The organism is Variovorax sp. J2P1-31, from assembly GCF_030317215.1.
Lineage (GTDB): Bacteria > Pseudomonadota > Gammaproteobacteria > Burkholderiales > Burkholderiaceae_C > Variovorax.
The window spans coordinates 378,486-391,714 of record NZ_JASZYA010000004.1 but is presented as its reverse complement, the minus strand read 5'-3'; the positions used below and the strand labels follow the sequence as shown (position 1 = coordinate 391,714).

General features: G+C 67.1%; 11 protein-coding genes. 7 read left to right on the top strand and 4 right to left on the bottom strand.

Annotation, left to right across the window (positions count from 1 at the left end):
• Positions 1-74: 74 nt before the first annotated feature.
• Positions 75-944 carry an NmrA family NAD(P)-binding protein gene (locus tag QTI20_RS27335; RefSeq protein WP_286555186.1) on the top strand — a complete coding sequence of 290 codons (870 nt, stop codon included), beginning with the start codon at positions 75-77 and terminating at the stop codon, positions 942-944.
• 28 nt (positions 945-972) lie between these two features.
• Positions 973-1,746, top strand: coding sequence for an SDR family NAD(P)-dependent oxidoreductase (locus tag QTI20_RS27330; RefSeq protein ID WP_286555187.1), 774 nt, complete (start codon positions 973-975; stop codon positions 1,744-1,746).
• Between the two features lie 14 nt (positions 1,747-1,760).
• On the opposite strand, the gene QTI20_RS27325 is transcribed toward QTI20_RS27330, so the two are convergent.
• Positions 1,761-2,393: a LysE family translocator gene (locus QTI20_RS27325; RefSeq protein WP_286555190.1), complete on the bottom strand. Its 633-nt coding sequence runs from the start codon at positions 2,391-2,393 to the stop codon at positions 1,761-1,763.
• A 127-nt stretch (positions 2,394-2,520) separates the two neighbouring features.
• Here QTI20_RS27325 and QTI20_RS27320 point away from each other — a divergent pair, with 127 nt between their 5' ends.
• The gene (locus QTI20_RS27320; RefSeq protein ID WP_286555191.1) at positions 2,521-4,893 is read left to right on the top strand and encodes a DNA polymerase II; all 2,373 of its coding nucleotides are present in this window, start codon (positions 2,521-2,523) and stop codon (positions 4,891-4,893) included.
• Positions 4,894-4,942: 49 nt separating this feature from the next.
• Here QTI20_RS27320 and gyrB read toward each other — a convergent pair whose 3' ends face one another.
• The 3 genes from gyrB to dnaA all read right to left on the bottom strand — a co-directional run bounded on the left by gyrB (position 4,943) and on the right by dnaA (position 10,276).
• Positions 4,943-7,561 (bottom strand): DNA topoisomerase (ATP-hydrolyzing) subunit B, encoded by a 2,619-nt coding sequence (gene gyrB / locus QTI20_RS27315; protein WP_183028531.1) that lies wholly within the window; start codon positions 7,559-7,561, stop codon positions 4,943-4,945.
• A 152-nt stretch (positions 7,562-7,713) separates the two neighbouring features.
• Positions 7,714-8,820 carry a DNA polymerase III subunit beta gene (gene dnaN, locus QTI20_RS27310; protein WP_183028532.1) on the bottom strand — a complete coding sequence of 369 codons (1,107 nt, stop codon included), beginning with the start codon at positions 8,818-8,820 and terminating at the stop codon, positions 7,714-7,716.
• Positions 8,821-8,896: 76 nt separating this feature from the next.
• Positions 8,897-10,276, bottom strand: coding sequence for a chromosomal replication initiator protein DnaA (dnaA, locus tag QTI20_RS27305; protein WP_183028533.1), 1,380 nt, complete (start codon positions 10,274-10,276; stop codon positions 8,897-8,899).
• 319 nt (positions 10,277-10,595) lie between these two features.
• Between dnaA and rpmH the strand changes: the two genes are divergently transcribed.
• The 4 genes from rpmH to yidC all read left to right on the top strand — a co-directional run bounded on the left by rpmH (position 10,596) and on the right by yidC (position 13,217).
• Positions 10,596-10,730 carry a 50S ribosomal protein L34 gene (gene rpmH / locus QTI20_RS27300; protein WP_007834827.1) on the top strand — a complete coding sequence of 45 codons (135 nt, stop codon included), beginning with the start codon at positions 10,596-10,598 and terminating at the stop codon, positions 10,728-10,730.
• Between the two features lie 77 nt (positions 10,731-10,807).
• On the top strand, positions 10,808-11,200 hold the full coding sequence (locus QTI20_RS27295; protein ID WP_286555193.1) for a ribonuclease P protein component: 393 nt from the start codon (positions 10,808-10,810) through the stop codon (positions 11,198-11,200).
• Positions 11,197-11,481, top strand: a complete 285-nt coding sequence (yidD, locus tag QTI20_RS27290; protein WP_286555194.1) for a membrane protein insertion efficiency factor YidD — start codon at positions 11,197-11,199, stop codon at positions 11,479-11,481. Before QTI20_RS27295 ends, yidD begins: the two co-directional genes overlap by 4 nt.
• The gene (gene yidC, locus QTI20_RS27285) at positions 11,478-13,217 is read left to right on the top strand and encodes a membrane protein insertase YidC (RefSeq protein ID WP_286555195.1); all 1,740 of its coding nucleotides are present in this window, start codon (positions 11,478-11,480) and stop codon (positions 13,215-13,217) included. Before yidD ends, yidC begins: the two co-directional genes overlap by 4 nt.
• Positions 13,218-13,229: the final 12 nt, after the last annotated feature.

Genomic DNA, 13,229 nt, shown 5'->3' with positions numbered 1-13,229 from the left:
TTCATGCCGTCGACAGCTGGCATGCCGGCGCCCAGAATTCCGTCCATTCGTCATTCAAAGAGAAGGAATTCGAGATGCATGCCATCACAGGAATCACCGGCCAGGTGGGCGGCGTGGTCGCGCGCCGGCTGCTGGCCGCGGGCCAGGACGTGCGCGCCGTGGTGCGCGATCCCGCCAAGGCCCGGGCCTGGGCGCAGCAGGGCTGCGAAGTGGCGATCGCGGACGCGGGCGATGCAGCGGCGTTGACGCAAGCCTTTGCCGGTGCCGAAGCGGTCTTCGTGCTGCTGCCGCCCAACTTCGATCCCTCGCCCGACCTGGCCGAGTCGCGTGCCATCGTGGCCGCGCTGCATGCGGCGCTGGCGGCTGCACGGCCTGCGCGCGTGGTGTGCCTGTCCACCGTCGGAGCGCACCAGCCTCGCGCCAACCTGCTGAGCCAGCTCTCGCACATGGAACAGGTGCTGGGCGAGCTGCCGATGCCGACCGCCTTCGTCCGTGCGGCCTGGTTCATGGAGAACGTGCAATGGGACGTGGCCTCGGCGCGTGACCAGGGTGTGGTCCCCAGCTTCCTGCAGCCACTGGCGCGGCCCATCCCGATGGTGGCCACGGCCGATGTGGGGCGTGTGTGCGCCGAGCTCATGGCCACGGCATGGAGCGGCCGTCGCGTCGTCGAACTCGCTGGTCCGCAGCTTGTGTCGCCGCACGACATCGCCGAGGCCTTCGCCCGCTTGCTGGGCCATGCGGTGCAGGCACAGCCGGTGCCGCGCGACAGCTGGGAGGCGCTGTTCCGTTCGCAGGGCATGCACCATCCCCTGCCGCGCATGCAGATGCTCGACGGCTTCAACGAAGGCTGGATCGCGTTCGAAGAAACAGGCACGGAGCGCCGCACCGGCGAGACCGGCCTGGACACCGTGCTGCGCGGCCTGATCGAACGCAGCGCCGCCTGACTCGGCCGCTCGAGAAAAGGAAAGATCCATGTCACGCATCCTCATCACAGGTTCCACCGACGGCCTGGGCCTGATGGCCGCCCGTCTGCTGGCCGAACAGGGCCACCAGGTCCTCCTGCATGCACGCAACGCCGCGCGGGCCGACGACGCACGGCGCGCATTGCCGCAGGCCGAGGCCGTGCTGGTGGGTGACCTGTCGACGCTGGCGCAGATGCGCGCGGTCGCCGAGCAGGCCAACCGCCTGCCGGTGGCCGACGCCGTCATCCACAACGCCGCGCTGGGTTATCGCGAAAGCCGGCGACGCGTCACCAGCGATGGCCTGCCCGAGCTGTTCGCGGTCAACACGCTCGCGCCCTATGTGCTGACCAGCCTGATCGCGCGCCCGAAGCGCCTGGTCTATTTGAGCTCACTGCTGCATCGCCAGGCAGCGGGAACCCTCGACGATGCGCTCTGGGAGCGGCGCGAATGGGATGGTGCGCAGGCCTATGCCGAGACCAAGTTCCATGACGTGCTGCTGGCCTTCGCGGTCGCGCGCCTCTGGCCCGAGGTGCAGGCCAACGCGCTCGAGCCCGGCTGGGTCGCCACGCGCATGGGCGGCCCGGGCGCCACCGACGACCTGGACCAGGCGCATCGCACGCAGGCCTGGCTTGCGGCAGGCGTCGATCCTGCGACGCAGGTGACGGGGCGCTACTTCTATCACGCACAACAGAAGGAAGCGCTGGCGGCCGCGCACGACGTGCCGTTGCAGGATGCGCTGCTGGCGCTGTGCGCGCGCCTCTCAGGCGTGGCCTTTCCGCGCTGACGTCAGCGTCTCGCTCAGGCCCGGTGGCTGGACAGCACCAGTTTCAATCCCAGCAGCATCATCACGCCGCCGGCCATGCGGTCGATCGCGGCCTTGAAGCGCAGGTAGGCGCGGCGCGGCCGCTCGGACGACAGCGCCAGGGCCACGGTCGCGTACCAGCCCGCCTCGATCGCGAACACCACGGCCACGAGCGCGATGTCGAAGCCCCACGACGGCGCGGCCGGCAGGAAGGCCGCGAAGACGCTGGCGTAGACGATGGCGGTCTTAGGGTTGCTCACCTGCGTGACGAAGCCCAGCGCGAGCGACTTCGACCACGGGGCGCTGTTGCCGGTCGCCTCGCCCGGCACCACGAGCGGCTGCCTGGCAGAGGCCCAGATCCGCACCCCCAGGTAGGCCAGATAGACGCCGCCCGCGATCTTGAGCACCAGGTACAGCGAAGGCACCGCCAGCAGCACGGCCTGCAGCCCCAGCAGCGCCGCCAGCGCGAAGACCACGCCCCCGGCGCCCATGCCCAGCGCGGCCGCCAGGCCGTTGGCACGCGAGGTCGAGACGGCCGTGCGCGCGACCATCACGAAGCTGGGGCCGGGGCTGATCACACCGACCGTGAGGGCGGCGAGCACGCCGGCGAGGGCGGAGAGTTCCTGCATGGGAGAGGCTTTCGAAGAGGTGGACGAAATCTGCGTCGGGACGCGGGAAAGCCGGATCGATCGTGTTCGTCAGCGAAAATGGACGCCAGCCCCTCACGTTCCTGCTCGATCCGAATACTAGACTCCCGTGGCGTCCCATGACTTCCAGGGCTTCATCCTCACCCGTCACTGGCGGGATGCGCCCGAGGGGACCCAGATCGACTACTGGCTGGCCACGGACGACGGGCCGCGCAAGGTCGTCCTGACGGCGCGGACCTCGGTCGCCTTCGTCCAGGCCCTCCACCGCGCCGCCGTCGAGGCCCTGCTGCCGTCCCTGCCGGGGCTGGAACTGCGCGAACTCGCACTGAAGACCTTCGGCCAGGAGCCGGTGCTCGGTGTCTACGCACGGCAGTTCCGCCAACTCGGCAAGCTGGCCCGGGCGCTCCAGGCGCAGCAGATCCCGCTGCACGAAGCCGATGTCCGGCCGCACGACCGCTACCTGATGGAGCGCTTCATCTTTGCCGGCGTGCGGGTCGAGGGCGGACAGCAGGACGGTTCCACCCTCTTCAACGGCCGTCTACGACCCGCGCCCGACTACCGGCCGACGGTGAAGGTGGTGTCGCTGGACATCGAGACCAGCGCCACGGAGGCGCTGTACTCCATCGCGCTCGACGGCGCGGACGACCGCATCGTCTTCATGCTCGGCGAGGCGCCGGACCATGCGACGGCACCGCCGGACTTCCGCCTCGTCTACTGCGCCAGCCGCAGGGAAATGATCGAGCGATTGAATGCCTGGTTCGTGGACCACGACCCGGATGTGCTCGTCGGCTGGAACGTGGTGCAGTTCGACCTGCGCGTGCTGCAGAAGACCGCCGACGCCTGCGGCGTGCCGCTGCTCATGGGCCGCGAGCGCCTGCCCATCGCGTGGCGCACCCACCCGGGCCGCCAGGGCTACCTGTTCGCACCCATGCCGGGGCGCGTGGTCATCGACGGCATCGACGCGCTGAAGGCCGCGATGTGGAGCTTTCCGTCCTTCAGCCTGGAGACCGTCTCCCAGGTGCTGCTGGGCGAGGGCAAGGAGATCGGGGACGCCTACGACAAGATGGCCGAGATCGAGCGGCGTTACCAGGAGGACAAGCCCGCGCTCGCCAGCTACAACATCCGCGACTGCCAGCTGGTGCTGCGCATCTTCGACAAGGCCAGGCTGCTGCGCTTCGTGCTCGAGCGCGCGCAGACGACGGGCCTGCAGGCGGACCACTTCGGCGGCTCCATCGCGGCCTTCAGCCACCACTACCTGCCGCGCATGCACCGGCTGGGCTACGTGGCACCCAACGTGGGCGACATCGCGGCCAAGGCCTACCCCGGCGGCTACGTCATGGACTCAAGGCCGGGCTTCTACGACTCGGTCGTGGTGCTGGACTACAAGAGCCTCTACCCCTCCATCATCCGCACCTTCCTGGTCGACCCCGTGGGCCTGATCGAAGGCGCGACGCTCGACGACCCTGCAGCGATCGTGCAGGGCCCGGAGGGCACCGCCTTCTCGCGCACCCGGCACTGCCTGCCGGACATCGTGACGACGCTGTCGCGCGCCCGCGACGAGGCCAAGCGGGCCGCGAACGAGCCGCTGTCGCAGGCGCTGAAGCTGCTCATGAACTCCTTTGCCGGCGTGCTGGGTGCATCGGAATGCCGCTTCTTCAATCCGAAGCTGGTCTCCGCCGTGACGCTGCGCGGCCACGAGATGATGAAGCTCACCCGCGACTTCGTGGAGCAGCGCGGCTACGAGGCCATCTACGGCGACACCGACTCCATCTTCATCTGGCTCAAGCGCGCGCACACGAACGAGGAGGCACACGCCGTCGCGGCGGCCCTGGTCCGGGACATCAACGCCTGGTGGACCCACAGGCTGCGCGAGGCACAAGGGTTGGAGAACCACCTCGAGATCGAGTTCGACACGCACTACGCCAAGTTCTTCATGCCCACCATCCGTGGCTCGGATGTCGGCAGCAAGAAGCGCTATGCCGGCCTGAGCGTCGATGCCCAACATCGCGAAGAGATGGTCTACCGCGGGCTCGAGATGGCCCGCACCGACTGGACGCCGCTGGCCCGGCAATTCCAGGAGGGCCTGCTCTCGCGCATCTTCCATGGCGAGCCCTACCGGGCCTTCGTGGCCGACTACGCCCGCTCGATGCTGGACGGCCGCATGGACGCGCTGCTCGTCTACCGGAAGCGCCTGCGCCACCGGCTCGACGCCTATCAGGTCAACGTGCCGCCCCAGGTGCGCGCGGCGCGCATCGCCGACGCGCACAACGCGCGGGTCAACCGGCCCCAGCAGTACCAGAACGGCGGCTGGATCCAGTACGTGATGACGCAAGCCGGCCCCGAGCCACTGGAGGCCCGCCGATCACGCATCGACTACGGGCACTACATGGCCAAGCAGCTCCAGCCCATCGCGGATGCGATTCTTCATCCGTTGGGGGAGAGCTTTGGGGCGCTGACTACGGCGCAGCGCGGGCTGTTCTAGCAGCGCATCGAACCGCCTTGGAGCGATTCGACCGCGGCCATGGCCGCGCCTACACGTCGATGTTCGACGCCCGCAGCGCGTTCTGCTCGATGAACTCCCGCCGCGGCTCCACTTCGTCGCCCATCAGCATGGTGAACACGCGGTCGGCTTCGATCGCGTCGTCGATCTGCACGCGCAGCAGGCGGCGCACGGTGGGGTCCATGGTGGTTTCCCACAGCTGCTCGGGGTTCATCTCGCCCAGGCCCTTGTAGCGCTGGCGCGAGGTGGTGCGCTCGGCTTCGCCGATCAGCCACTTCATCGCGACGCGGAAGTCGGCCACCTTCTCTTCCTTGGCGCGCTCGCCTTCGCCGCGCTTGACCACCGCGCCTTCGCTCAGCAGGTCGCGGAAGGTGTTGGCGGCCGTGGCCAGGGCCGCGTAGTCGGCGCCGTGCACGAAGTCCTGCGTGATCACGCTGCTCTTGATGTTGCCGTGGTGGCGGCGGCTGATGCGCAGCACCGGCTTGTCGGTGCGCACGTCGAACTCGCTCGCGACTTCGGCGGGCGCGCCGCTGTCGTTGAGTTCGCGCAGCTTGGCCTGCAGCAGCACGGCCGAGGCTTCGGCCGATGCGGGCGTGTCGAGGTCGAGCGACACGCCGTCGGCGATCGCGCGCAGCGCGGCCGCGTCCATGAACACGCCCAGGCGGGCGATCACGGCCTGCGCCAGCTGGTGCTTGCGCGCCAGCTCGGCCAACGTGTCGCCGGTCAGCGTGGTGGAGTTGGCGCCGCCGGTCTCGATGCTGGCGTCCTTCAGGGCGACCTTGAGCAGGAAGGCGTCGAGGGCCGGGCCATCCTTGAGGTACTGCTCTTCCTTGCCGACCTTGACCTTGTACAGCGGCGGCTGCGCGATGTAGATGTGGCCGCGCTCGACCAGCTCCGGCATCTGCCGGTAGAAGAAGGTCAGCAGCAGCGTGCGGATGTGGGCGCCGTCGACGTCGGCGTCGGTCATGATGATGATGCGGTGGTAGCGCAGCTTGGCGACGTTGAAGTCGTCGGCGCCGCCGCCCGCGGTGGTCGCGCCGGCACGACCGATGCCGGTGCCCAGGGCGGTGATCATCACCAGGATTTCGTTGCTGGTCAGCAGCTTCTCGTAGCGTGCCTTCTCGACGTTCAGGATCTTGCCGCGCAGCGGCAGGATGGCCTGGAACTTCCGGTCGCGGCCCTGCTTGGCGGAGCCGCCGGCGGAGTCGCCCTCCACCAGGTAGACCTCGCACAGCGCGGGGTCCTTCTCCTGGCAGTCGGCCAGCTTGCCGGGCAGGCCCATGCCGTCGAGCACGCCCTTGCGGCGCGTCATCTCGCGCGCCTTGCGCGCGGCTTCGCGGGCACGGGCGGCCTCGATGATCTTGCCGCAGATGGTCTTGGCGTCGTTCGGGCGTTCCTGCAGGTAGTCGGTCAGCAGGCGGCCGACGATGTCCTCCACCGGCGCGCGCACTTCGCTGGACACCAGCTTGTCCTTGGTCTGGCTCGAGAACTTGGGCTCGGGCACCTTCACGCTCAGCACGCAGCACAGGCCTTCGCGCATGTCGTCGCCGGTGACCTCGACCTTGGCCTTCTTGGCCAGCTCGTTCTCTTCGATGTACTTGTTGATGACGCGGGTCATCGCGGCGCGCAGGCCGGTCAGGTGGGTGCCGCCGTCACGCTGCGGGATGTTGTTGGTGAAGCACAGCACCTGCTCGCTGTAGGCGCTGTTCCACTGCATCGCGACCTCGACGCCGATGTGCGTGCCGGGGATGCCACCGTAGGTCTCGGCCGGCTTCTCGCCCATCGCGTAGAACACGTTGGGGTGCAGGACGGTCTTGCCCTTGTTGATGAACTCGACGAAACCCTTGACGCCGCCGGCGCCCGAGAAGTCGTCTTCCTTGCCGGTGCGTTCGTCCTTCAGCCGGATGCGCACGCCGTTGTTCAGGAAGCTCAGCTCGCGCAGGCGCTTGCTCAGGATCTCGTAGTGGAAATCGTTGTTCTCCTTGAAGATTTCCGTGTCGGGCAGGAAGTGGACTTCGGTGCCGCGCTTGTCGGTCTCGCCGACGATCTTCATGGGCGAGACCTCGAAGCCGTTCACGGTCTCGAGCAGGCGGTTCTGCACGAAGCCGCGGCTGAATTCGAGCTCGTGGATCTTGCCTTCGCGGCGCACGATCAGTCGCAGCGTGACGCTCAGCGCGTTCACGCAGGACACGCCCACGCCGTGCAGGCCGCCCGAGACCTTGTAGCTGTTCTGGTTGAACTTGCCGCCGGCGTGCAGCTCGGTCAGCGCGATCTCGGCGGCCGAGCGCTTGGGCTCGTGCTTGTCGTCCATCTTCACGCCGGTCGGGATGCCGCGGCCGTTGTCGGTGACGGAGATCGAGTTGTCGGAGTGGATGGTGACGACGATGTCGTCGCAATGGCCGGCCAGCGCCTCGTCGATGGAGTTGTCCACCACCTCGAACACCAGGTGGTGCAGGCCGGTGCCGTCGGAGGTGTCGCCGATGTACATGCCGGGGCGCTTGCGCACCGCTTCCAGCCCTTCGAGGATCGTGATCGAGCCCTCGCCATACGAGGTGTCGGCGGGCGTGACTTCAATCGGAATCGCGCTCTCGATTTCCGGGGTGTAGACCGGTTCGGTGTGCGGAACTTCCGGCTTGTTTTCTTCGCTCATAGGACTCTTTCAAACTCTCTCATAACGGATGGGCGGCGATTCCGCTCTCATTCCAGGAACACCGCGGAACCGGCTCCGCCGGGCCGCCGGTGTTGCCCCCTCGAGGGGGAAGGCGCACGCGACACGCAGTGCGCGCAGCCTTCGGGGGTGGGCTAGATCCTCATCGGCATCACGACGTACTTGAAGGATGCGTTCTCGGGGATGGTCAGCAGCGCCGAGCTGTTGGAGTCGGCCAGGTCCAGCTTGACCATGTCCTGGCTCATGTTGGCCAGCGCGTCGATCAGGTAGGTCACGTTGAAGCCGATCTCGATGGCGTCGCCGCCGTAGTCGATGTCGAGCTCGTCCTGTGCCTCTTCCTGTTCGGCATTGCTCGAGGCGATGCGCAGCGTGCCGGGCTCGAGGTTGAGCCGCACGCCCTTGAACTTGTCCGAGGTCAGGATCGCGGTGCGCTGCAGGCTGGCCAGCAGCGTGGCGCGTCCCAGCGTGACGCTGTTCTTGTGGGCCTTGGGGATCACGCGGTTGTAGTCGGGGAACTTGCCCTCGACCAGCTTGGTGACGAACTCCATGCCGCCGAAGCTGAACTTGGCCTGGTTGTTGGCGAACTGCATGTCGATCGCGCCTTCGGCGTCGGACAGCAGGCGCTGCATCTCGATCACGGTCTTGCGCGGCAGGATCACTTCCTGGCGCGGCACCTCGACCTCGAGCATCGCCGAGGCGAAGGCCAGGCGGTGGCCGTCGGTCGCGACCAGGCTCAGCTGCTTGCCTTCGGCCACGAACAGGATGCCGTTGAGGTAGTAGCGGATGTCGTGCACCGCCATCGCGAAGGACACCTGGCCCAGCAGGTCCTTGAGCGTCTTCTGCGGCACGCTGAACACCGGGCCGAAGTTGGCCGCTTCCTGCACCAGCGGGAAATCCTCGGCCGGCAGCGACTGCAGCGTGAAGCGGCTCTTGCCGCCCTTGAGCACCAGCTTGCTGGCGCTCGACTCCAGGCTCACGGTCTGGTCGGTGGGCATGGTGCGCAGGATGTCGATCAGCTTGCGCGCGCCGATGGTGGTCGTGAAGTTGCCTTCGTCGCCGCCGAGTTCGGCCGAGGTGCGGATCTGGATCTCCAGGTCGCTGGTGGTGAGCTGCAGCTGGCCGCCGGTCTTGCGGATCAGCACGTTGGCCAGGATCGGCAGCGTGTGACGCCGCTCCACGATGCCCGCCACCGACTGCAGTGCGGCGAGGACTTTGTCTTGTGTTGCCTTCAGGACGATCATGTCGATTACCTCTTCCTCGTTTGTTCGTTCGTTCGAATCGTTGGTGTGCGGCGACTGGCGTGGCGGAAGCGCGCGCTCAGCCCTTGAGGGTCTGCTCGAGCACGTGGAGCTGCTGGTTGAGCTCGGTGAGCTGCTGGCGCTCGCCCGAGATCTTGCGCACCGCATGCAACACCGTGGTGTGGTCGCGTCCGCCGAACAGCTCGCCGATCTCCGGCAGGCTCTTCTGCGTCAGCTCCTTGGCCAGGTACATCGCGATCTGCCGCGGCCGCGCGATGCTGGCCGGGCGTTTCTTGCTGTACATGTCGGCGACCTTGATCTTGTAGTAGTCGGCCACCGTCTTCTGGATGTTTTCCACAGAGATCTGCCGATTCTGGATCGACAGCAGATCGCGCAGCGCCTCGCGCGCCAGGGCGATCGAGATCTCCTTCTGGTTGAAGCGCGAATACGCCAGGATCTTGCGCAGCGCGCCTTCGAGCTCGCGCACGTTGGAGCGCACGTTCTTCGCGACGAAGAAGGCCACCTCTTCGGGCATCTCGGCCGATTCGGCGCGCGCCTTGTTGATCAGGATGGCCACGCGCATCTCGAGCTCGGGCGGCTCGATCGCCACCGTCAGGCCCGAGTCGAAGCGCGACACCAGCCGCTCGTGGATGTCGGCCAGGCCCTTGGGATAGGTGTCGCTGGTCATCACGATGTGCGACTTCTTGGCCAGCAGCGCCTCGAACGCGTTGAAGAACTCTTCCTGCGTGCGGTCCTTGTTGGCGAAGAACTGCACGTCGTCGATCAGCAGCAGGTCGAGCGAGTGGTAGCGTTCCTTGAATTCGTCGAAGGTCTTGCGCTGGTAGGCCTTGACCACATCCGAGACGAACTGCTCGGCGTGGATGTAGAGAACCTTGGAGTCCGGCTTGTCGGCCAGCAGCCGGTTGCCCACCGCGTGCATCAGGTGGGTCTTGCCCAGGCCGACGCCGCCGTAGATGAACAACGGGTTGTACAGATGGCCGGGCATGCCCGAGACGTGCATCGCCGCGGCGCGCGCCATGCGGTTGGCCGTGCCTTCCACCAGCGTGTCGAAGGTGAGGCCGGAATTGAGCCGGTTCTTGAACGCGGCCAGGGCCGGGTCCTCGCCCAGGCCCGCCACTTCGCGCGGCACATCGGTCTCGACCAGGGCGGCCATCGGCGACTGGCGCACGGGCGCTTCACGCGCAGCGAGCGCCAACTCCACGGACACGGGCTGGCCGTAGATCTTCTCGGCCATGGCGGCGATCTTGCCGGCGTACTGGGCCCGGATCCAGTCGAGCTTGAAGCGGTTGGCGACGAAGACCGTCATGCGCGACAGGTCGTCCGTGACCTGCGCCGTCAGCGGTTTGATCCAGGTATTGAACTGTTGCTCCGACAGCTCCTGCGCGAGTTGGTCGACGCAGGCCTGCCAGAGGCTGTCACCCGCGCCGTCGTTCGGCATGGGCGGGTTGAAATGGGGGGTGTCCCTCGGTCATTTTCTGGTTGTCGTGTTGTGGATAGATGCTTCTGGGAAGCGCCGGGCATTCTAACTTGTCAAAGCCTTATCCACACCGTTGCACACGCCCCCGCAAGCACCCACCGAAACCCCTGGTTTGGTGGTTCGTCAAATGTTTGCGATAATCTTCGGTTCCCCTGAAAGCCTCTTTTGTGTGTTTCGGGGCGATCCCGAAAAACCCGAATCGAGGGCATCGCCGCATGGCGTCCCAGACATTCCACCCGTCGCACCCAGGGGCACGCCCCGGGCGCCAGGAAACCTCATCATGAAACGCACTTACCAAGCTTCCAAAGTCCGCCGCGCCCGTACCCACGGCTTCCTGGTCCGCATGAAGACCCGCGGCGGCCGCGCCGTCATCAACGCACGCCGCGCCAAGGGCCGCAAGCGCCTGGCCGTCTAAGGCCCGAGCAAGACGGCACTCAGCTGGACGTGCCGCTCGCGCCCGCCGCTCCCGTTGGCTTGTCGCGGCCGTCTTCCATGCAACGGCTGAAGACGCGCGCGCAGTTCCAGGCCGTCCTCGCCGGAGCGACTGTGGCGCGCACCACCCATTTCGCCCTGCACCGCTGCGCGCTCGACGCGCCGGCGGGCGATGCCGCGCCCCTGTTCGGCGTCGCGCCGGACGTGTGGGTGGGGGCCATGGTGCCCAAGCGCTGGGCGCGCCGCGCGGTCACGCGCAATGCCATCAAGCGGCAGATCTACACCGTGAGCGCCCTGGCCGAGGCCTCGTTTCCGCAGGCCGCGCATGTGGTGCGCCTGCGCGCCGGTTTCGATCGCAAGCAATTCGTGAGCGCCACCTCGGACAAGCTCAAGGCCGCCGTGCGCGCCGAACTCGAACAACTGCTTCAGCGGGCCCGCGCGGCACGGCCATGATCCGGCGCCTGCTCATCGGCCTGGTCAAGGCCTACCGCCTGCTGTTGAGCCCCTGGCTCGGCCAGTCCTGCCGTTTCGAGCCCACCTGTTCGCGCTATGCCATCGAGGCGCTCGAAGTCCACGGCGCCGCCACCGGCAGCTACCTGACCCTGCGCCGTCTCGCGCGCTGCCAGCCCTGGTGCCAGGGCGGCCACGATCCGGTGCCTCCTTCGAAGGCCCAGCGTCCCGGTTCCGGGGCGCTGTTCTCCTTTCTCTCCTCCGACAAGAAGTCTTCTTCATGAACGATATTCGCCGCACCATCTTGCTGGTGATCTTTGGTTTCTCGCTGGTGATGCTGTGGGACCAATGGCAGGTCCACAACGGCCAGAAGCCGACCTTCCTGCCGGGCAAGCCGGCCGCCACCGCACCGGCCGCGACGCCGGCGCCCGGCGGTACGGCCCTGCCGAGCGCGGCCGGCGTGGCGGGCGGCACGGCCACCGTGCCGGCGCAGGTCGAGGCGACGGCGATCGGTGAGAAGGTGACGGTGTCCACCGACCTGTTCACCGCCGTGCTCGACGGCCAGGGCGGCACCTTGTCGAACCTGCAGCTGCGCAAGTACGACGACCAGACCAACCACAACGGCTTGGTCGACACCGTCAAGCGCCTGATCGGCCAGCCGGTGCCGCCGAACGAGGTCAAGAACGTCACGCTGATGGAAGACGGCTCGCCCGCCTCGCGCTACGTCGCGCAGACCGGCCTGCTCAACCCCGTCGACAGCGGCGCGCGCTTCCCGAACCACCTGAGCCTGATGACGGCCAAGGCCGGTCCGCGCGAAATGGCCGACGGCCAGAATTCGCTGGAGATCTCCTTCGAATCGGAACCCGCGGGCGGCCTCAAGTACGTCAAGACCTACCAGTTCCTGCGCGGCGACTACTCGATCCGCGTCAAGCACCAGATCGTCAACGTGAGCGACAAGCCGCAGGACGCGCAGCTCTACCTGCAGCTGGTGCGCCACGGCACGGTCGCCGGCGGCACCATGTTCGGCACCAACACCTTCACCGGCCCGGCCTTCTACACCGACGAGAAGAAGTTCCACAAGGTCGCGTTCACCGACATCACGAAGAACAAGGCCGACCTGCCGCCGCCCGCCACCAACGGCTGGGTCGCGATGGTCCAGCACTACTTCGTGTCGGCCTGGCTGCTCAACGCGCCGGACAGCCTGCACCTCAAGCGCGAGTTCCGCGCGGCCGACCTGGGCAACAACCTCTATTCGGCCGCCATGGTGCTGCCGCTGGAACCCATCGCCGCAGGCGCCACCAAGACCATCGACACCAGCCTGTTCGCCGGCCCCGAAGAAGAGAAGAAGCTCGAGGCGCTGGCGCCCGGCCTCGAACTGGTCAAGGACTACGGCATCTTCACCATCATCTCGAAGCCGCTGTACTGGCTGCTGAACCAGCTGCACGGCCTGCTGGGCAACTGGGGCTGGTCCATCGTCGCGCTGGTGGTGCTGCTGAAGGCGGCCTTCTACTGGCTCAACGCCAAGGCCTACGCGAGCATGGCCAAGATGAAGGGCATCAACCCCAAGATCATGGAGATGCGCGCCCGCCTGAAGGACAAGCCGCAGGAGATGCAGCAGGAGATGATGCGCATCTACCGCGAGGAAAAGGTCAACCCGATGGGCGGCTGCTTCCCGATCGTGATCCAGATCCCGGTGTTCATTGCGCTCTACTGGGTGCTGCTGTCCTCGGTCGAGATGCGCCACGCGCCCTGGATCGGCTGGATCCATGACCTCTCGGCACCCGATCCGTGGTTCATCCTGCCGGTGGTGATGACGCTGACTTCGCTGTTCCAGACCTGGCTCAACCCGACGCCGCCGGACCCGATGCAGGCCAAGCTGATGTGGATCATGCCGCTCGCGTTCAGCGTGATGTTCATCTTCTTCCCGGCCGGCCTGGTGCTGTACTGGATTACCAACAACGTGCTGTCGATCGCGCAGCAGTGGTTCATCAACAAGCGGCTGGGCGTGCTGGGCAAGTAAGCCCGGCATCGA

Excerpts from the sequence above, each read along its gene's own strand:
- QTI20_RS27325 (WP_286555190.1), bottom strand. The coding sequence starts at position 2,393 with ATGCAGGAACTCTCCGCCCTCGCCGGCGTGCTCGCCGCCCTCACGGTC.
- rpmH (WP_007834827.1), top strand. The coding sequence starts at position 10,596 with ATGAAACGCACTTACCAAGCTTCCAAAGTCCGCCGCGCCCGTACCCAC.
- QTI20_RS27335 (WP_286555186.1), top strand. The coding sequence starts at position 75 with ATGCATGCCATCACAGGAATCACCGGCCAGGTGGGCGGCGTGGTCGCG.
- QTI20_RS27295 (WP_286555193.1), top strand. The coding sequence starts at position 10,808 with ATGCAACGGCTGAAGACGCGCGCGCAGTTCCAGGCCGTCCTCGCCGGA.
- yidD (WP_286555194.1), top strand. The coding sequence starts at position 11,197 with ATGATCCGGCGCCTGCTCATCGGCCTGGTCAAGGCCTACCGCCTGCTG.
- dnaA (WP_183028533.1), bottom strand. The coding sequence starts at position 10,276 with ATGCCGAACGACGGCGCGGGTGACAGCCTCTGGCAGGCCTGCGTCGAC.
- yidC (WP_286555195.1), top strand. The coding sequence starts at position 11,478 with ATGAACGATATTCGCCGCACCATCTTGCTGGTGATCTTTGGTTTCTCG.
- dnaN (WP_183028532.1), bottom strand. The coding sequence starts at position 8,820 with ATGATCGTCCTGAAGGCAACACAAGACAAAGTCCTCGCCGCACTGCAG.
- QTI20_RS27330 (WP_286555187.1), top strand. The coding sequence starts at position 973 with ATGTCACGCATCCTCATCACAGGTTCCACCGACGGCCTGGGCCTGATG.
- gyrB (WP_183028531.1), bottom strand. The coding sequence starts at position 7,561 with ATGAGCGAAGAAAACAAGCCGGAAGTTCCGCACACCGAACCGGTCTAC.